Origin of the sequence: Tolumonas lignilytica, from assembly GCF_000527035.1 — a bacterium.
Classification (GTDB): domain Bacteria; phylum Pseudomonadota; class Gammaproteobacteria; order Enterobacterales; family Aeromonadaceae; genus Tolumonas; species Tolumonas lignilytica.
The window spans coordinates 267,117-285,592 of record NZ_AZUK01000001.1 but is presented as its reverse complement, the minus strand read 5'-3'; the positions used below and the strand labels follow the sequence as shown (position 1 = coordinate 285,592).

The following is an 18,476-nucleotide window of genomic DNA, read 5'->3' as shown; positions in this document are numbered from 1 at the left end:
GAAAAATATTCCAGTTTGTTTTATAAAGGAAAAAAATGGGATAGAGAGCAAACGGATGATATTGGTTCCTGATGAGAGTTGGCGCTGGATATTTGATGAGCAGCGCCAAACTCTTTTACTCGATTTAACTGATGATATGCAGTTCACAGTGGCAATCCCTGCAAAACAATTGCTACTTAAGAGTGCTTTTACTGAATCATTTTCATTAGATGACTCTTCTCTCTATTTTCATTTTTTGGAATGCCTCGGGGAGTTTCCATTTACGGATCCTGAACGGGTCCAGATTGTTTTAAATGCGGTTGCTGCGGTTAAATACACTAAACCGTTGGTCAGTCAAAGTTGGTATTATCAGGATGTTGATATGTTGTCTGATGAACCGGCGTTGGGTGAAGTGTTCTCTGTTGTCACTGAGCATACCTATGGCGATGTCATGGTGATATCTCCAGGCGACAAAGCATCCTTGTGTATTGTTATTGGTCAATCAATTCAATTAGATACTGAAAAAGTATTGAAACAGTCTGCTGTCTGCAAAATGATGAATAATAAATTGTTGCCATATCAGGCGGCAGTTAAATATCTGTCTAAAATGGCTTAATGATAGATCCTTGCTGGATCGCTAAAGAAAGAAACCGGTATTCACGTGAATAACCGGTTTCGTTGTTTTTGGCGTTATTGTGAAAGTGCAAGCGGCCTGAGCGTTTTTTGTAAGGTCTTTCTTAAACGTATGGCTAATAACGTTGCAGCGGTTGTAAGCCCCAAAATAATACCGATCCAAAACCCCTGAGGCCCCATTCGCGGAACTAACCAGTCGGTAAGGCCAAGCACAATACCTGTTGGTACGCCAATCATCCAATATGCCAGTAAGGTGATCATGAAAATGATCCGGGTATCTTTAAAACCACGCAATGCGCCCGATGAGATAGCTTGTACGGTGTCAGAAAATTGATAGACAGCGGCAAAAATAATGAGATGAGCTGCTAATGCAATGACGGATGGGTCATCGGTATATTGGGTTGCAATCCATTGTCGCAACAGGATGGTTGCTGACGCTGTCAGTGTGGTGATGCACAGGCCAACAATGAGCCCACTGAATACAGCTACTTTAGCTTGCTGTGGCTGCTGTTCTCCCATGGTGTGGCCAACGCGAATAGTAACAGCATATCCCAGTGAAAGCGGAAGCATAAAAATCAGTGAAGAATAATTGAGCGCGACCTGATGACTGGCGACAATTTCCGGCCCTAGTGGTGCCAGTAATAAGGCTACTACAGTAAAAAGGGTTACCTCACAAAATAGCGCCAAGGCGATGGGAGCGCCCAATTTAAATATCCTGATAATGCTCGTCCATTGCACATTAATCATATGTTGGAATAATCGGCATTCTTGGTATTGGGCTGATTTCAAAACATAAACTGTCATCGCAATCGCCATAAACCACATGGCACCGGCAGATGCAAAACCGCAACCTACACCGCCTAATTCAGGGAAGCCCAATTTTCCGTAAATAAAGAGATAATTTAATGGAATGTTGAGTAGGAGACCTGCAAATCCGATGCACATACCGGGAATGGTATGTGATAGCCCTTCGGCATAATTACGTAATACCTGATAATACAAATAGGCCGGTAGCCCAAGTAGCATGGCGTGTAAATAGCGTGTTGTTTTATCAGCCATCACGCTGGATACATCCATCCAATGAAGCAATAACGGGCTGTAATAAAGAAGCAATGCGGCGGGAATTAACACGAACCCGGTTAACCATAAACCCTGAACGACAGCATTGGGGATTTCCGCCTTTCTTTGTGCCCCATTGAGTTGAGCAACAATCGGGGTTAACGCCATGATGATGCCTTGGCTGGTCAAGACGATGGGCAACCAGAAACTACTGGCGACAGAAATGGCCGCTAAGTCAATGGCGCTATATCGACCAGCCATAATCGTGTCGACCAGTGTCATGGCGGTTTGGGCGATTTGCGCAAGAAGAATAGGGAAGGCCAACCGGACAAGACGGCGGATTTCCAACTGGTAATGAATCACGACATGACCTTTCATTGGAGTAATTGGGTGTAATGGAGAATAAAAACGCCTGATATTCAGGCGTCTTCAGAGTAATCACTGATGAGTAGATTTGCTGCGGCAAATGCAGCTTTATTGCGGACGTCTTCAGGCAAATCTGGATTTTGAGCGATGTCATCAAGCGTTTTCAGTACGACACTGATTGCTTTAGGCATATAGCCTTGATCACCACTCCCGATTTGACTGTAAACCTCCCTGATTTTTTCGCAGTAGGCGAGGTGTTTCATCGGTAAATACCTGTCAGTTGAAATCGCGACACTATAGCCATAAGTCGACAAACTCGCCAGTTTATCGCTATCAGATGGCTAAAATTAGCGCAATATGGTTGTGAACCCTCGCTTCAAGTGCCGGTGAATAATGTAACTGCACTAATAACGGATAGAGTGCATATATTTGCTGTCGGATTTCATAGTCTGGAGGTAATGGCCATATTTCGGTATATCCGCGTAAAAAATCGTCATAGCCGGTGCTAAATGTCATCAGCCAAGCCAGATCTACCTCGCGGTCACCACAATAACAGGCATTGTCTGGCAAAAATAAACCGGTACTGGTAACCAGAATATTTTCCGGCACTAACTGACCATGCAACAGGCATGGTTCTGGGTGGTGGTGATGTAACAGGCGATGGATGACACTGGTGAGATCAGAAATATTAATGAGGTTTTTTCCCTTTTCCTGATGTAGTTGTAATTGCCAACCGATCCGTTGTTCAGAGAAAAAAGAGGCCCAGTTTTTTTGCCAGCGATTAGGCTGGATCTGTTGAAATATGAAGGTGTCTTCTTCCCAGCCATACATACCCTGCTGGCAATTTTGATGCATTCGGGCAAATTGTTTACCTAATTCGTACCACTCATTGGGTAAGGGTAAACATTCGTCAACGTCAAACGGCTTAAAGACGGAAAAGCACTGATCTGCTGTTGAACCATAAAGAATGATGGGTGGTGAAAGCAACCAATCTGACATCAATGCCAAATTCCGGGTCACGATGTCAAATTTTGTGGCCATAGATTTGGGTGTGACCCGAACGATGAAGGAGATCGCTTGTTTCAGGTCGGTGATCCGATAGTAATTAGAATCCTGAGTATGTAGCAATAACTGCCGTTTTTCGATAGTAAATGGAGCGTCCATACATTCGGAGATTTGCATTGTAATGGATTGCCACATATCAACCTCCAGATCCAGTTTTGCTACCCAAAGTATAGAGCAGGTTATTCATTTACGAGTGTCTCTTTGGTCACAGATGCGCCCTTTACAAATTTATCTATATATTTCTGGCGGATGACTTAAATAAACCAGCAAAATAAACCAGAATAGAAGATATAGCTTGATATGGAGATGTTATATGGCTGTTCCTGAATCGATGGAATTTCTGGATATGTTGATTAAGCTGGCCTTTGAGAATGGTTCGGACTTATATCTTTCAACAGGTGCGGTACCCAGTATTAAATTTAATGGTGTGCTGACACCCATTCAAGAATTGCCAATGAAACCGGGTGAGGTTGCTGCTATTGCCGACGATATTATGGATGCAGAACAACAAGCCATTTTTGAGAAAGAACTCGAAATGAATCTGGCATTATCTCTGCCCAAAGTAGGTCGTTTCCGTATCAATATTTTCCGCCAGCGTAACGAAATTGCGATCGTCGCCCGTAACATCAAATTAGATATTCCAACATTTGAGGAGTTAAAACTTCCGCCAGTGTTGCTGGATGTCATTATGGAAAAGCGCGGGTTGGTCTTATTTGTGGGCGCAACCGGTTCAGGGAAATCGACATCACTGGCAGCGCTGATTGATCACCGAAATAAAAATACCAGTGGACATATTATCACCATTGAAGACCCCATTGAGTATGTTCACCCGCATAAAAAGAGCATCATTAATCAGCGTGAAGTGGGGGTGGATACCCGCAGTTTCCATGCAGCCTTGAAAAATACACTGCGTCAGGCACCGGATGTTATTTTGATTGGGGAAATTCGTGATAGGGAAACCATGGAACATGCGCTGGCTTTTGCGGAAACCGGGCACTTGGCGATCTCGACATTGCATGCAAACAATGCCAACCAGGCGTTAGACCGTATTATTAACTTTTTTCCAGAAGAGCGTCGCCCTCAGTTGATGAACGATTTGGGTAACAATCTGAAGGCTTTTGTTTCTCAGCGCTTGGTAAAAACTATCGATGGTAAACGGCGAGCGGCCGTAGAAATCATGCTGGGCACGGTAACCATTCAGGATATGATCCGCCGGGGGGATTTCGCCAATATCAAAGAAATCATGGAGAAATCGACCAATCTGGGGATGAAAACCTTTGACCAGTGTTTGTTTGAGCTTTATTGCGAAGGTGTCATTAATGAGGAAGAGGCGCTGCGTAATGCCGATTCGGTTAACAACCTGAAACTGAAGATCAAGTTACACGATGAAAAAGGCGCTCTGGAAGTTAAAGGTGAAGCGTTGAATTGGGAGTTGGATCCCGTCAAACGCGATGAACCTGATTTTTTCTGATTTTCTGCGCATTGTTTTGCTTTCAGACCGGCTTTTGCCGGTCTGCTGTATTTTATAGAGGTTGTTATGTCGTTGGAATGGCTGGCATTGGTGTCTGCATTCTTGTGGGCGAGTGCCAGTTTGTTATCGGTCATACCGGCTCGTCATCTTGGAACGTTTGCATTTAGCCGATGGCGTATGGCATGTGTGAGTGTGATGTTGGGCGTGATGAGCCTTGTAAGCGGCGGTTTTCATTCGCTATCACTGACACAAATGGGCATGATGGCAAGCTCGGGTCTGATCGGCATTTTTATTGGCGATACCTGTCTCTATGCGTGTATGAATCGGATCGGGCCGCGTCGAGCCGGTTTGCTTTTCGCCACTCATGCAGCATTTTCTGCAATATTTGGTATCTGGTTATTCCATGAACGACTTTCGTTGCAAGGTTGGGCGGGGGCTGCTTTTGTTTTTTCCGGGGTATTGGTTGCTGTCGCATTCAGTGGTTCTAAACCCCAAAAACTGGAATATACCCATGGGGCATTGTGGTTGAGTCTGGGTCTAGGACTGATTGCCGCATTGTGTCAGTCATTAGGTACGATCATTGCGAAACCCGTGATGATGGAGGGAGCTGATCCTATTGCGGCTTCGTGTGTCCGAATGGTGGTCGCACTGTCTGCACATGTGGGATTAAGATTTGCCCGCTTTCCTTTCAGTAAAGCGGTATCGCCGATGAATATGCGGGTTTTGGGCATTATTGCATTGAATGGTTTTCTGGCCATGGCATTGGGCATGACCATTTTCCTTTTTGCATTAAAACATGGCAATGTGACGCTGGTTGCCATCATGTCATCGACATCACCCGTCATGCTCTTGCCACTGCTTTGGTTTTTCACCCGACACAGGCCCAGTACGGGTTCTTGGGTCGGGGCGATATTAGTCGTTTGTGGAACGGCGCTGGTGCTGGCCCGCTAAACTAAAAGAGTTGGATCTCATCGGGTGTTAATTCTCGATATTGGCCTTCCGTGAGGGTGGGATCCAATATTAAGCTGCCAATCCGTTCTCGGTGTAATTGCGTCACGTGATTGCCGACGGCAGCAAACATGCGTTTTACCTGATGATATTTGCCTTCATGAATGGTCAGCAACGCCTCTGTGGCTGTAATGATTTCCAATTGAGCCGGACGAGTTGGTTGAGACTCACTTTTTAGCAAAATCCCCTTAGCAAAGTGCTCTTCAGTGTCTGGAGAGATAGGTTCGGCCAGCCAGACACGATAGGTTTTATCACATTGTTTACGCGGTGCCGTGACGCGATGTGACCATTGACCATCGTTGGTGACTAAGACTAATCCGGTCGTATCAACATCAAGACGGCCTGCGCTATGTAATTTGTTCGCATGAGGCAGGTCGAATAACTTGGTAATGCTGGGATGATGGGCATCTTCATTGGTACAAACATAGCCTTGTGGCTTATACAGCATAAAGTAATGGTGTTTCTCTCCTGGCGCATCAAACGGGTCGCCATCTAATAAGATGTGATCCAATTCAGATACATGCTGTGCACCACTCTTGATAACCACTCCGTTAATGGTAATTCGGCCTGCCCGGATGAGTTGCGAGGCCTGAGAGCGAGAAATTCCAATACATTGATGAAGATGTTTGTCTAAGCGCATTATTTGCCAAATTTGTGAAACGTTCAGTTAATTATTGTGTAGTGTATTGCTTTTGTAGTGCGAAGGGTATTTTAATGTGCTGAAGTTATATGTTCGTGCTGACAGGGTTATCAATGTCGACATCTCAATTATCGACTGCAAAATTTAAAAATATCTCCATTCAAGACATCAAACTGGGGATGTTCGTTGTCTCTGTCACTAGACAAACCGGTGATATTGAGTTTAAACCAGGGTTGGTTTCCAGTGCTACAACGTGCCGTTCTTTGCGTTCAATGGGCGTGCTGGAAGTCAAAATTGATCTCACCCGCAGCAAACATCAACAGGAAGAGATACTTGAGAACCCGGAGTCAAATCTAGCGCCTTCGCCGCAGTCTCAGGAGATCATGTCATCGTTTGAAAAAGCGGAAGCACGTAAACAAACTCAGAAGTTGTATGCTGAAGCGAAAACGCTGCAAACCAAATTATTGGCTTCATTGAAAAAGGGTGAAGTGGTTGATATCGCCCCATTGGAAGAGATGGCGGATGAGTTGGTGGATTCTATTTTCACTAATCCGGATGCCATGATTTATCTGTCCCGCATCCGTGATAAAGATACCTATTTGATGGAACACTCACTGAATGTGGGTATGTTACTGGCCAATTTTGGACGCTATCTGAAGTTATCTCGCCAAATGATTAAAGAACTGCTGGTGGGCGGGCTTCTGCATGATACCGGCAAGGTCATGATTCCCGATGAGGTGTTGCACAAACCGGGACGATTGACACCAGAAGAATTCGATATCATGAAAACGCATGTCGAATATGGCATCCAGATCCTGGACAAGGCAGAAGGGATCACCAAGACGATGCGGACTGTGCTGGCTAATCATCATGAACGTCTGGATGGGTTGGGGTATCCGCGTGGGCTACAGGGGTTGGAATTGTGCCTTGTCTCTCGCATGAGCACCATTGTCGATGTCTATGATGCACTGACTGCCGACCGTTGTTATAAAAAGGGTATGCAGGCTACACAAGCGTTCCGTATTTTGCTGCAGGGTTCCGGCACTCAGTTTGATGAATTGCTAGTGAGCAAATTTATTAAATGCATGGGGATTCACCCAACGGGTACGCTGGTGAAACTCAAGAGTGGTAAATTAGCGATTGTGATTGAACGTAACGACAGCGCGCCGTTACAACCCGTCGTTAAGATCATCTATAGCACGGTCGGAAAACATTATCTGGATGTTAAGATGATCGATCTGGCTCGTTCTCCTACAGAAGAGATCGAATGTGCGGTTGATCCGAAAGAGTTCGGGATTGATATCAGTAAGTTTTTCTAATTCGCAATTGATGGGGCAGTGATCAAATTAATTTTTACTGCTCCTGCACTGTAATTTGTCAGTTCTGTTTTAAACGCATCCCATTGTGCGGTGGCAAGTTGTAATGTCATTAAGATCTGCGTATCAAAATGCGGTTGTTGCTCTTCTATATCGTAACGACCTAACACATATCGTACGGCGGATTCCTGAGCGTAATCATAGCGTAGCTCTACTTTGACCCGATGAATTTTCAATTTAAGGGATAGGTTTTCCAACGCACCAGTAACGGCGTCTGAATAGGCACGTTGTAAACCCCCCGTTCCGAGTTTAATCCCGCCATAATATCGGACTACGGCCACCACAATTTCACCCAGACCACTATGCTGCAATATTTTGAGCATGGGGCGGCCTGCGGTGCCACTGGGTTCGCCGTCATCGCTCATTGACATGATGGTAGAATCAGGCGCTCCGGCAATATAAGCCCAGCACACATGACGCGCCTGTGGGTGTTGGGCGCGGATGGTGCGAATAAAGTGTTCTGCCGTGTCCCGATCACTGGCATGGTTGGCGTAACAGATAAACTGACTGCGTTTGATTTCAAATTCGAACTGATTTTCTGTGGCAGGAATATGATATGAGGTCGTCATGAGGGAAAAAATCGCTGTTTGATCTCGTTATTATGCCACAGAATAGACGCGTAGACTGTGTCTTAGATTGCGTGTAGCACCAAGCGAATTGGTGGCGGTGTCCAGTTCAATGAGGAGAAAACCATGCGTCTGATTGGAAATCTTATCTGGTTTGTTTTTGGTGGTGTTCTGATGGGCATCGGCTGGTGGCTGGCGGGTTTACTGGCATTGGTAACGGTTGTTGGCATCCCTTGGGCAAAAGCCTGTTTTGTCATAGGTCAGTTTTCGTTTTTTCCATTTGGAAAAGAAGCGGTGAGCCGTAAAGATCTTTACTTACAAGAAGATATTGGTACGGGGGCATTTGGTTTGATCGGCAATATAATCTGGTTTCTGTTTGCCGGGATCTGGTTGGCGATAGGGCATCTTTGTTCGGCGGTTGCCTGTTTTGTCACGATCATCGGTATTCCATTTGCAATTCAGCATCTGAAATTAGCGGGTATAGCCTTAGCTCCAATCGGAATGACCATTGTGCCTACGGAATTGGCCGAAACGGTTCGGGGGCAAAATGCGGCGGAAGAACTCCAGCGTCGTCGTTCCCGCCGTTAAATCTGAGAATATGAAACAGGCAGGAACGATGCATAAAAGTTCCTGCCTTCTGATGGGGGAAAGTCTTGGCGGATTTAATCCCTCTCAGGAGCAAAAGCGGGGTTGGCAAGACGTTCGTTACGATTGTACATATTGAGTTTTATCGCGCCGTTCCAGATATTCACTGATAAAAGTGAGCACCAGTGCGGTTAATACAATGAGGCAACCGACCCAAGCAGTATCGATGAGAGCTAAGTGACGGACTACTGTGCCACCGACAATCGAGCCCAATGCAATCCCAACATTAAAGGCGGCAATGTTTAAGCCTGATGCAACATCAACGGCTTTTGGGGTAAACCGCTGGGCCTGCTTAACCACTAGAACCTGCAATCCTGGAACATTGCCAAAGGAAAATGCCCCCCAGATCAGCACAGTTAGTAAGGCGGTGATTTGATTTCCCGCAGTAAATGTCAGACTGAACAACACGATCGCTAACCCAGCAAAGAGGATCTTTAAGGCTGGTAGAACGCCTTTCTGGTCTGCAAGCTTTCCTCCCCAGATATTACCCACCGCGACAGATACACCGTAAATCAGCAATATCAGGCTGACACTTCCGGCTGAGAAACCGCTGATCTTTTGCAGGATCGGAGCGAGGAAAGTAAAGGCTGTAAATGTGCCGCCATAACCTAATGCTGTTTTAGCATAGACTAATAACAGACGAGGGTGAGTTAAGACGGCCAGTTGTTGATGAAAAGACGCGGGTGCTGTGTGATGGATCTGCGTTGGTATCAACAGCAAACTGCTCACTAAGGCAATGACACCCAGTAATGACATAGCCAGAAAAGTTTCTTGCCAGCCAAAGGTTTGTCCAATCCATGTGCCGAGTGGAACACCAGTGACTAACGCGACCGTTAACCCGCTGAACATGAGGGCAATGGCGCTCGCGGCTTTTTCTTTAGGTACCAGACTGGTCGCAATTGTTGAACCAATGGAAAAGAAAACGCCATGGGCTAAGCCGGTTAAAATACGGGCAATGACTAGAGTGTTGTAACTGGTGGCCTGCCATGCCAATAAATTACCGATGATGAAAAGCGTCATCAGACCGCAAAACAACCATTTCCGGGGTATTTTGCCAGTTAAAGCTGTGAGCACTGGTGCACCGATCGCCACTCCGGTTGCATATAAACTCACTAGCAAACCTGCCGAGGGTAAGGTGATGTGCAATTGTTGCGCGATGACCGGTATTAAGCCGACGATCACGAATTCAGTCGCACCGATAGCGAATGCACTGATCGTCAGTGCAAATAGTGCAAGTGGCATAATGTTCTCCTCATCATGAATGCCATATTTCGGCGATGGATAACAGTATGTGCTTGCACTTTGATGATAAAAATGACTATAAAATCATAAAATAATTGTCATGGTGTCAATAATGAGCGCGAATTCTGAAGAGCTGGCTTTATTTGTGGCTATTGTCGATGCCGGTAGTTTTCGGCAGGCGGCTGATAATCTCGGTATTGATAATGCGATAGTCAGTCGCGGGTTAAAAAAGCTGGAAGCAAAACTGGCGACCACGTTGTTAAACCGAACTACCCGGCGATTTACATTGACGGAAGAAGGTCAGTGGTTTTATGAAGAGGCGGCTGCGATTTTAGCGAGAATGGCACATGCAGAAGCTGCATTGTTGTCCCGCAAAGCAACACCTGAAGGGATATTACGCATTGATGCAGCTTCGCCATTTATTTTGCATCAATTGGTGCCGTTAATTGGTGAGTTTCGGCAGCGTTATCCTTTAATTGAACTGCAGTTGGAGAGCTCAGACGGGTTTATTAATCTGTTGGAACGACGGGTTGATGTTGCTATCCGCATTGGTGAACTGACTGATTCGGGATTACGTGCGCTACCGTTAGGTTGTTCTCGCTTACGCATTCTGGCATCTCCAGACTATGTGAATCGGAAAGGCCTTCCGAATTCTATCGACGCATTATCTCAGCACTGTTTGCTGGGTTTTTCGGGCGCGGAAAATTTGAATTTATGGCCTTTGCACCACGAACAGGGTGATTGGTTACAGATCAAACCGATGTTAAAAGCGAGTAGTGGTGAAACGCTGCGACAACTGGCTCTGGCCGGGGAGGGAATTACTTGTCTTTCCGATTTTATGACTGGGCCAGATCGGCAGTCAGGTCAATTGCAGGAATTGCTGACAGAATTGAACAGTGGCGCGTGCCGCCCGATCAATGCCGTGTTTTACAGTGATGCACAGAGAAACCCTCGATTGCGCGTCTGGCTTGATTTTCTCAAAGAGAAACTGACTTTAACCTCGTTGTAGATATGCATAAAAAAGCCTCCATCCGGAGGCTGAGTCTATTCAGAAGCAGAGAAAGGAGTGACACAACAGAAGATCAGTGTGCCGTTGACATCGATTCAAAACGAACTTTACAACCACAACAAAGTAAAATTGGTTATCTGGAATTTCACGACGCCGAATCATACTGTCTGGTCAAAAAAGTCTCCGGCACACTGAATGAAGTCCATGTTTATTGCAATATCCTGAACAGCCATATCCATAATGACTACTTTGGTGTGTTCACTTACGTTGCCTATGGCATGGAGAACAGCTTGATCACAATGTGAAATAGGGGTTCGATCCGGGAATGTCGTTGCCCTAAAGGGCGCGTTGAGGGAAATAAAAAAGGCCACCTGTTTAGGTGGCCTTTAAATTTGGTTGCGGGAGCAGGATTTGAACCTACGACCTTCGGGTTATGAGCCCGACGAGCTACCAAGCTGCTCCATCCCGCGTCAATGGGGCGCATAGTAGTGATCCCCGTCACGGATGGCAAGCGTTATTTCCCGATTATTTATCAAGTGCTCAATAAGTTAGCAATTCGTTCTAAATTCCAGCAAACAGTAACTTGTTTGCAATTCATATCTGTTTTAGCAATTCACAGCTATAATGCGCGTTTATTTGTTCCAATGAATTAGAGACGAATGGCTGACTTTTTTGCAACATGCCCGAAAGGGTTAGAATCTATACTGGCTGCTGAACTATCCCAACTGGGCGCATCTGACGTAAAAGAAACCGTTGCCGGTGTCGCGTTTAGTGGTGAGCTGGAGGTGGCATACCGGGCATGTTTGTGGAGTCGTTATGCTTCCCGTATCGCACTGTCTTTAACGTCCTTTCGGGCCGATACCGATTTAGATCTCTACCTTGGTTGTTTCAATGTGCCGTGGGAAACGCATTTCTCGGTGGATCAATCCTTTGCGGTTGATTTTTCCGGCACATCCAAAGCCATCAATAATACCCAGTACGGCGCATTGAAAGTAAAAGATGCGATCGTCGATCGTTTTATGAAACGCGGGGGTGTTCGTCCTTCGGTCGATAAAAAAATTCCTGATGCCCGCGTGCTGGTGCACTGGAAGAAAGAAACCGTCAGCGTCTCGCTCGATTTATCCGGCCCGGCACTGCATCAGCGCGGCTATCGTGATGAAACCGGTGAAGCGCCATTAAAAGAAAATCTGGCGGCCGCCGTGCTGGCCCGGAGTGGCTGGCAAAATGAACCGCTATTAGATCCGATGTGTGGCTCCGGTACCTTACTGATCGAAGCGGCCATGCAGGCTTGCGATATGGCTCCAGGATTGTTGCGTCGTCGTTTTGGGTTTGAACACTGGTTGCAACATCAGCCGGAAGTCTGGCAACCGCTGTTTGCCGAAGCCTCGGTACGTGCCAAACGCGGGCATAAAGAAGCGCTGCAACAGCCGGATCGTTTTGTTGGTTTTGATCTGGATAATCGTGTACTGCAACGCGCCAAAACGAACGCCAATCGGGCGGGGGTCGGTGATCTGATCCGCTTTGAACAGGCGGATGTAATGAAACTGAATAATCCATGGCCGGGCAGCAAAGGCTTCCTGATCAGCAACCCGCCATACGGCGAACGTCTGGGCGAATTCCCGGAACTGCTGAAACTTTATCAAAGCCTCGGCAATGCCCTGCGTACCCAATTTCAGGGTTGGAAAGTCACGATCCTGTCTGCATCGCCTGAACTGCTAAGTTGTCTGCGTCTGCGTGCAGAAAAACAATACCGTCTGTTCAACGGTGCGCTGGAATGTCAGCTCCGTAACTACCAGATTGCCGAAAACTCCGTTGCTTCCCAGAAAATGGTGGCGGAAGATTTTGCCAATCGACTGAAGAAAAATATCAAAGCGTTAGATAAATGGGCCAAACAAGAAGGCATCGACGCCTACCGTCTGTATGATGCCGATTTGCCAGACTATAATGTTGCTATCGATCGTTATGGTGAGTATCTGGTCATTCAGGAATACGCACCGCCGAAAACCATTCCGGAGCATGTAGCACGTCAACGTCTACTGGATCTGATGCAGGCGACGATTGAAGTCACCGGTGTGCCGGGTAAGAACGTGATCCTGAAAGTACGTGAACGTCAGAAAGGCGAATCGCAATATCAGAAACTGAACGCCGAAGGGCAGTTACTCGAAGTGAAAGAGTACAACGCGAAGTTTCTGGTCAACCTGCGCGATTATCTCGATACCGGCTTGTTCCTCGATCACCGTTATACCCGCCGTATGCTGGGACAACTGGCGAAAGGCAAAGATTTCCTGAATCTGTTCTCCTATACTGGCACCGCATCTGTTCACGCCGGGCTCGGTGGTGCGCGCACGACTACCACCGTGGACATGTCCCGCACCTATCTCAACTGGGCGCGTGACAACATGCGTCACAATGGTCTGACTGGCTGGCAACATAAGTTTGAACAGGCCGATTGTCTGGATTGGTTACGTCATTGTGAACAGACCTTCGATCTGATCTTTATCGATCCGCCGACCTTCTCCAATTCCAAGCGAATGGACGATACCTTTGATGTCCAACGGGATCATATCGATGTGATGACGATGCTGAAAAACATCCTGAATCCAGGCGGGCTTATCGTATTCTCGAATAACAAGCGGCATTTCAAGATGGATTTTGCCGGGTTGGAAGCTATCGGGTTGGCGGCAGAAAATATCAGTGCCAAAACCTTACCGAAAGATTTTGCACGTAACCCGCAGATCCACAACTGCTGGCTGATCCGTCACGCAACCACTGACCACGGGCAAGCATAAGAAATGGCTATTTTTTCTATTCAACAGGGCTATCTGTCATACAGTGCTGCCCCTTTGTTAGATCACGTTGATTTGCATATCGAAGAAGGCGAGCGCCTCTGTCTCGTCGGCCGCAATGGGGCGGGCAAATCCACGCTGATGAAGGTGATTAATAAAGAAATTCAGTTAGATGATGGTTCTGTCACCCATCTGCAAGATTTGAAAATAGCAAGGCTGGAGCAGGATCCACCACAAACTGAATCAGCCACTGTCTTTGATTATGTAGCTGATGGAGTGGCGTCGTTGGGTAAATTGCTTTCCGATTACCATCACCAGTCTGCGTTACTGGCAGAATCGCACGACGATAAAATTATGCGTCGGATGAGCGAATTACAGGAACAGCTCGATCTGCAACAGGGCTGGCAATATGAGACCAAAATTAACCAGATCCTGAGTATGCTCTCTTTGTCGCCAGATACCGCGCTTTCAAATCTCTCCGGCGGCTGGTTACGTAAAGTGGCGTTGGCGCGAGCGCTGGTCAATGATCCGGACTTGTTGTTACTCGACGAACCGACGAACCACCTCGATATCGAATCTATTGCATGGCTGGAAGATTTTCTCCGTCAGTTCCGCGGCGCGATCGTATTTATCAGTCATGACCGTGAATTTATTCAACGCATGGCAACCCGCATCATCGATCTGGATCGCGGTATTCTGACCTCCTGGCCCGGCAACTATGATGCTTATCTGGAAGGAAAAGAGGAGTGGTTGCGGGTTGAAGCGTTGAAGAACGCTGAATTTGACAAAAAGCTCGCGCAGGAAGAGGTCTGGATCCGTCAAGGCATTAAAGCGCGCCGTACCCGTAATGAAGGGCGTGTTCGTGCATTGAAAGCGTTACGCATGGAGCGTGGCGAGCGGCGGGACAAAGTAGGGACCTCCAAAATTCAGCTGGACGAAGCTGTCCGTTCCGGCAAGATCATTTTTGAAGGCGAAGGTGTCAATTACAGTATTGATAACAAGCCCTTGATCCGTAATTTTGACTTCCGCGTGATGCGCGGCGATAAGATCGCGCTGATCGGCCCGAATGGGTGTGGCAAAACTACACTGATCAAGCTGTTGTTAGGCGACTTGCAACCTGATAGTGGCCACCTGCATTGTGGCACTAAACTGGAAGTGGCTTATTTTGATCAGTATCGTCAGCAGCTTGATCCGGAAAAAACTGTTATCGATAACGTGGCGGATGGCCGTCAGGAGATTGATTTCGCGGGGCGCCGTCGTCATGTGCTGGGGTATCTGCAAGATTTTCTGTTTGAACCGAAACGGGCCATGACGCCGGTGAAGGCGCTGTCCGGTGGTGAGAAGAATCGCTTGTTGCTGGCAAAATTATTCCTGAAACCGTGCAATCTGCTGATTCTCGACGAACCCACCAACGATCTTGATATCGAAACACTGGAACTCCTGGAAGAACTTCTGGCTGATTATCAGGGCACACTGTTATTAGTCAGTCATGATCGTCGGTTTATCGATAACACCGTTACTCATAGCTGGTTGTTTGAAGGGGACGGGAAAATCACCCCTTATGTAGGCGGTTACGCCGATTTAATGTTCCAACGACAACAACAGCAAATTCAACTGTCGGCCAGTATGTCTTCAGTAAAAAATTCGCCGGCAGTGGTGAAAGAAGATATTCAGACGGCAAATAAAAAAAGTCGTAAACTTTCGTATAAATTGCAGTTAGAGCTGGACGGATTACCTGCCAGACTGGAACAATTAGAGGCTGAAATAGATTCAATTCAAGCGAAGATCAATCAACCTGACTTTTTCAGTTTGCCAGTTGAGAGTACCAAGGCAACATTAGATGCACTGCAACAAGCTGAATTAAATTTGGAACACGCTTTTGCCCGTTGGGAAGAGCTGGAAGCGATGAAGAACGAGGAATAATAGCTAATGAAAATGACCCGAATTGCAGCAATGCTACCTTTGCTGCTGGCTGGTGCGGCTCTGGCTGATCAAGCTCCGTTTTATTCAATTACTGAAGTTGCCACCGCCGCCAACCGGGGAAATGCCAATTTTGGTCCGTGGGCATTGAGTATCTCAGGTGATGGCAATAACGTCGCCACGATCGCAGTAACCAGTAACTGGTACTCTTATTTCCACATGGCCCCGACTGGAATGGATCTGGCTCATCGCTATAACTATGAAAATGGATGTACTAATTTATTATCCAGTGCAACTTGTGATGCCTATTTAAATAAAACTAATACGGCAACACAGTGGTTTGCTGATTTAAGCAATAATGCCGATCAAACCTATAGCATTACAGCCAGTGGTGTGGCATCAGGTTCAGTGACAACGGATACCAATGCTGAATCTGTCGGTGTGGTTACGCGCTACAGTCGGGATAGTACTGCGACACAGTCTGTCGGTTATGTCAGTCTGACCAGCCATCAGAGAAAGGCGGTTGCCACGCTGTCTGGGTCATCCGTAGATGTTACCTCCGGTACCGATTATGCCTTCGCTTCTGCCTATGATATTACCCCTGTAGGGTCTAACTACTTGGTTCTGGGAACAGCGGGTGCGAAAAAGGACAGTGCGTTCAGTTACTGTTACAGCAACTCGTCACTATCATCGAACTCAGCGTATTGCCCTGGCTATGAGACGCAAGCCGGTTTCTGGTTATTGAACTCTTCTGGCGTTGTAACATCAACCCAGCTTGCTGCATCGTATAACACCTCTTATTCCACTTCTTATCCATACACTGCCAGTGCAATGAAGGTGGCTGATGTCAATGGCCAATATGTTGCGGTCGGGTACTCAGCCACAGAAGGCTACAGTGCTAAACCGAAGAATCTGGCTACCTTCTGGAATTTGGGAACCGGTTCGCTTTCTGCCACACCGGCAACAAGCCTTATTTTTAGCAACTCTGGTGATAATCCTGGTACAAACGATAAAGATAATCCAATTGACCACAGCTGGGCGGTAGATATCAATACCAACGGCTATATTGTGGGCAACCGGGTTTATCGCAAATTAGTGAGCCGTAATTACCCAACTCAAATGTTCATCGCCAAGTATGCGAGTGGTGCCATTACCTCCACAAGCATTCCTGTTTCAACCGATGGGGTAGATTCTGAAGCTGCTGCACTGAACAATAATGATCAGGTGGTGGGTTGGACTGATGAACGCAGTGAAACAACACAGCCGGTTTATGGTTCTGTGCCGCGTTTGCAAGAGGCCTTCCTGTATAACATTACTTCAGGCAATCGTTATGCCATCAATGATTTGATTTGTGGTCTGAATAGCGCCAGTGCCAAAACTTGTGTTCAGAATGGCAAATACTATTACATTGAGTATGCCAACGACATTTTAGATGATGGTACGATCTTGGCTTCTGCTCGCCGGTTTGACAATTATAGTGATTGGTCAAATTTAACAAACGGCACCAATGTGGTGGTTAAATTGAGTAAAAATTACGCTTTCAGCAGCGGTGATGTTCCATCGTCTTATGTTGTCACTAACCAATTACCTGTTTTTGACTACGGTGCCAGCAGTGGTGGTGGTAGTTTTGGTATCTGGGGTCTGCTGATGATGGCAGGTGCGGCAGTGGTAGGACAATACCGCCGTTTTGTAAAGAAATCTTAATCAGATTGTCATGATGAGATGATTAAATTGGGTTTCAGCACAAAAAACTAGCGATCCTCTATTGATCTCCATGCGTTAATCCGATATCACTTAAGACGACAGAAATACAAATCTGTCGTCTTTTTTCATTGTGGAAAAGAGGATTAATCAGTATGAAGAGACAGAAAAGAGATCGTTTAGAAAGAGCGCGTACTAAAGGGTACCAGGCTGGATTAGCTGGGCGTTCTAAAGAGCTCTGTCCTTATCAATGTATAGATGCAAGAGGCTATTGGCTGGGTGGCTGGCGAGACGCGGTAGATGAACGCGCTCAGGGATATATGGTTAATTAATCACAAATTCATGTAAAAAGGCTCACTATGTGAGCCTTTTTACTTTCAGCGGTAGCTGAAAATCAGAACGAACTGAATATTAGAACGAACTGAATATTAGAACGAAGAAGTATCTTTAAACAAACCTACTTTCAGATCAGTCGCAGAATAAATTGGACGACCATCCACTTCCACTACGCCGTCAGCAATACCCATGATCAGTTTACGCATGATGACGCGTTTCATCTGAATTTTATAGGTTACTTTTTTCGCGCCTGGCAGGATCTGCCCTGTGAATTTCACTTCACCGACACCTAATGCACGACCTTTACCCGGGCCGCCTTTCCAGCCGAGGAAGAAACCAACCAATTGCCACATCGCATCCAGACCCAAACAGCCTGGCATGACAGGGTCGCCAGGGAAGTGGCAGTCAAAGAACCATAAGTCTGGTGTGATATCCAGCTCAGCAACGATTTCGCCTTTTTCAAACGCACCGTCGGTGTCAGTAATTTTTACAATGCGATCCATCATCAGCATATTCGGTGCTGGCAACTGGCTATTACCTTCACCGAATAACTCACCACGGCTACACGCCAGCAGGTCTTCTTTGGTGAAACTGTTACGGCCCTGATCGCACAGGGATACGTTTGCTGTATTAGTCATATCTACTGACACGCTTATCAAATCCTTATAGTCAAT

At 46.5% G+C, this 18,476-nt stretch carries 17 protein-coding genes and 1 tRNA gene; 10 read left to right on the top strand and 8 right to left on the bottom strand.

Annotation, left to right across the window (positions count from 1 at the left end):
- Positions 1-55 precede the first annotated feature (55 nt).
- On the top strand, positions 56-595 hold the full coding sequence (locus tag H027_RS0101295; RefSeq protein WP_024870729.1) for a cell division protein ZapC: 540 nt from the start codon (positions 56-58) through the stop codon (positions 593-595).
- 74 nt (positions 596-669) lie between these two features.
- Here H027_RS0101295 and H027_RS0101290 read toward each other — a convergent pair whose 3' ends face one another.
- The 3 genes from H027_RS0101290 to H027_RS0101280 form a co-directional block, all read right to left on the bottom strand.
- Positions 670-2,034: an MATE family efflux transporter gene (locus tag H027_RS0101290; protein ID WP_024870728.1), complete on the bottom strand. Its 1,365-nt coding sequence runs from the start codon at positions 2,032-2,034 to the stop codon at positions 670-672.
- Positions 2,035-2,090: 56 nt separating this feature from the next.
- The gene (locus H027_RS0101285; protein WP_024870727.1) at positions 2,091-2,300 is read right to left on the bottom strand and encodes a YaeP family protein; all 210 of its coding nucleotides are present in this window, start codon (positions 2,298-2,300) and stop codon (positions 2,091-2,093) included.
- Between the two features lie 70 nt (positions 2,301-2,370).
- Positions 2,371-3,237 carry a fructosamine kinase family protein gene (locus H027_RS0101280; protein ID WP_024870726.1) on the bottom strand — a complete coding sequence of 289 codons (867 nt, stop codon included), beginning with the start codon at positions 3,235-3,237 and terminating at the stop codon, positions 2,371-2,373.
- 196 nt (positions 3,238-3,433) lie between these two features.
- Between H027_RS0101280 and H027_RS0101275 the strand changes: the two genes are divergently transcribed.
- Positions 3,434-4,573 (top strand): PilT/PilU family type 4a pilus ATPase, encoded by a 1,140-nt coding sequence (locus tag H027_RS0101275; protein ID WP_024870725.1) that lies wholly within the window; start codon positions 3,434-3,436, stop codon positions 4,571-4,573.
- A gap of 66 nt (positions 4,574-4,639) precedes the next feature.
- A complete protein-coding gene (locus tag H027_RS0101270) occupies positions 4,640-5,524 on the top strand; it encodes a DMT family transporter (protein WP_024870724.1) in 885 nt (294 codons plus the stop codon).
- 1 nt (position 5,525) lies between these two features.
- On the opposite strand, the gene rsuA is transcribed toward H027_RS0101270, so the two are convergent.
- A complete protein-coding gene (gene rsuA / locus H027_RS0101265) occupies positions 5,526-6,221 on the bottom strand; it encodes a 16S rRNA pseudouridine(516) synthase RsuA (protein WP_024870723.1) in 696 nt (231 codons plus the stop codon).
- Positions 6,222-6,334: 113 nt separating this feature from the next.
- On the opposite strand from rsuA, the gene H027_RS0101260 reads away from it, so the two are divergent.
- Positions 6,335-7,540 carry a cyclic di-GMP phosphodiesterase gene (locus H027_RS0101260; RefSeq protein WP_081741532.1) on the top strand — a complete coding sequence of 402 codons (1,206 nt, stop codon included), beginning with the start codon at positions 6,335-6,337 and terminating at the stop codon, positions 7,538-7,540.
- Here H027_RS0101260 and H027_RS0101255 read toward each other — a convergent pair.
- Complete coding sequence (locus H027_RS0101255) at positions 7,537-8,166, bottom strand: YigZ family protein (RefSeq protein WP_024870721.1); 630 nt, start codon at positions 8,164-8,166, stop codon at positions 7,537-7,539. The genes H027_RS0101260 and H027_RS0101255 overlap by 4 nt on opposite strands.
- Before the next feature lie 123 nt (positions 8,167-8,289).
- Between H027_RS0101255 and H027_RS0101250 the strand changes: the two genes are divergently transcribed.
- On the top strand, positions 8,290-8,751 hold the full coding sequence (locus H027_RS0101250) for a YccF domain-containing protein (protein WP_024870720.1): 462 nt from the start codon (positions 8,290-8,292) through the stop codon (positions 8,749-8,751).
- Between the two features lie 117 nt (positions 8,752-8,868).
- Here the strand turns inward: H027_RS0101250 and H027_RS0101245 are convergent, their stop codons facing one another.
- Positions 8,869-10,050, bottom strand: a complete 1,182-nt coding sequence (locus H027_RS0101245; protein WP_024870719.1) for an MFS transporter — start codon at positions 10,048-10,050, stop codon at positions 8,869-8,871.
- 112 nt (positions 10,051-10,162) lie between these two features.
- Between H027_RS0101245 and H027_RS0101240 the strand changes: the two genes are divergently transcribed.
- Complete coding sequence (locus H027_RS0101240) at positions 10,163-11,059, top strand: LysR substrate-binding domain-containing protein (protein ID WP_024870718.1); 897 nt, start codon at positions 10,163-10,165, stop codon at positions 11,057-11,059.
- A 393-nt stretch (positions 11,060-11,452) separates the two neighbouring features.
- On the opposite strand, the gene H027_RS0101230 is transcribed toward H027_RS0101240, so the two are convergent.
- Positions 11,453-11,529: transfer RNA gene (locus H027_RS0101230), tRNA-Met, on the bottom strand.
- Positions 11,530-11,718: 189 nt separating this feature from the next.
- On the opposite strand from H027_RS0101230, the gene rlmKL reads away from it, so the two are divergent.
- From rlmKL to rmf, 4 genes are all read left to right on the top strand, one after another.
- Complete coding sequence (gene rlmKL / locus H027_RS0101225; protein ID WP_024870716.1) at positions 11,719-13,848, top strand: bifunctional 23S rRNA (guanine(2069)-N(7))-methyltransferase RlmK/23S rRNA (guanine(2445)-N(2))-methyltransferase RlmL; 2,130 nt, start codon at positions 11,719-11,721, stop codon at positions 13,846-13,848.
- A 3-nt stretch (positions 13,849-13,851) separates the two neighbouring features.
- Entirely contained in the window at positions 13,852-15,768 is a 1,917-nt protein-coding gene (uup, locus tag H027_RS0101220) for an ATP-binding cassette ATPase Uup (RefSeq protein ID WP_024870715.1), read from the top strand.
- Between the two features lie 6 nt (positions 15,769-15,774).
- A complete protein-coding gene (locus tag H027_RS0101215) occupies positions 15,775-17,469 on the top strand; it encodes a DUF3466 family protein (protein WP_024870714.1) in 1,695 nt (564 codons plus the stop codon).
- Between the two features lie 152 nt (positions 17,470-17,621).
- On the top strand, positions 17,622-17,798 hold the full coding sequence (rmf, locus tag H027_RS0101210; protein WP_024870713.1) for a ribosome modulation factor: 177 nt from the start codon (positions 17,622-17,624) through the stop codon (positions 17,796-17,798).
- Positions 17,799-17,894: 96 nt separating this feature from the next.
- On the opposite strand, the gene fabA is transcribed toward rmf, so the two are convergent.
- Complete coding sequence (gene fabA / locus H027_RS0101205) at positions 17,895-18,452, bottom strand: 3-hydroxyacyl-[acyl-carrier-protein] dehydratase FabA (protein WP_024870712.1); 558 nt, start codon at positions 18,450-18,452, stop codon at positions 17,895-17,897.
- Between the last annotated feature and the right edge of the window lie 24 nt (positions 18,453-18,476).

Coding starts and splice junctions, on each gene's coding strand:
- H027_RS0101255 (WP_024870721.1), bottom strand. CDS start 8,166: ATGACGACCTCATATCATATTCCTGCCACAGAAAATCAGTTCGAATTT.
- H027_RS0101240 (WP_024870718.1), top strand. CDS start 10,163: ATGAGCGCGAATTCTGAAGAGCTGGCTTTATTTGTGGCTATTGTCGAT.
- H027_RS0101245 (WP_024870719.1), bottom strand. CDS start 10,050: ATGCCACTTGCACTATTTGCACTGACGATCAGTGCATTCGCTATCGGT.
- rmf (WP_024870713.1), top strand. CDS start 17,622: ATGAAGAGACAGAAAAGAGATCGTTTAGAAAGAGCGCGTACTAAAGGG.
- rlmKL (WP_024870716.1), top strand. CDS start 11,719: ATGGCTGACTTTTTTGCAACATGCCCGAAAGGGTTAGAATCTATACTG.
- H027_RS0101285 (WP_024870727.1), bottom strand. CDS start 2,300: ATGAAACACCTCGCCTACTGCGAAAAAATCAGGGAGGTTTACAGTCAA.
- H027_RS0101260 (WP_081741532.1), top strand. CDS start 6,335: ATGTCGACATCTCAATTATCGACTGCAAAATTTAAAAATATCTCCATT.
- H027_RS0101215 (WP_024870714.1), top strand. CDS start 15,775: ATGAAAATGACCCGAATTGCAGCAATGCTACCTTTGCTGCTGGCTGGT.
- H027_RS0101250 (WP_024870720.1), top strand. CDS start 8,290: ATGCGTCTGATTGGAAATCTTATCTGGTTTGTTTTTGGTGGTGTTCTG.
- H027_RS0101275 (WP_024870725.1), top strand. CDS start 3,434: ATGGAATTTCTGGATATGTTGATTAAGCTGGCCTTTGAGAATGGTTCG.
- uup (WP_024870715.1), top strand. CDS start 13,852: ATGGCTATTTTTTCTATTCAACAGGGCTATCTGTCATACAGTGCTGCC.
- H027_RS0101270 (WP_024870724.1), top strand. CDS start 4,640: ATGTCGTTGGAATGGCTGGCATTGGTGTCTGCATTCTTGTGGGCGAGT.
- rsuA (WP_024870723.1), bottom strand. CDS start 6,221: ATGCGCTTAGACAAACATCTTCATCAATGTATTGGAATTTCTCGCTCT.
- H027_RS0101280 (WP_024870726.1), bottom strand. CDS start 3,237: ATGTGGCAATCCATTACAATGCAAATCTCCGAATGTATGGACGCTCCA.
- H027_RS0101295 (WP_024870729.1), top strand. CDS start 56: ATGATATTGGTTCCTGATGAGAGTTGGCGCTGGATATTTGATGAGCAG.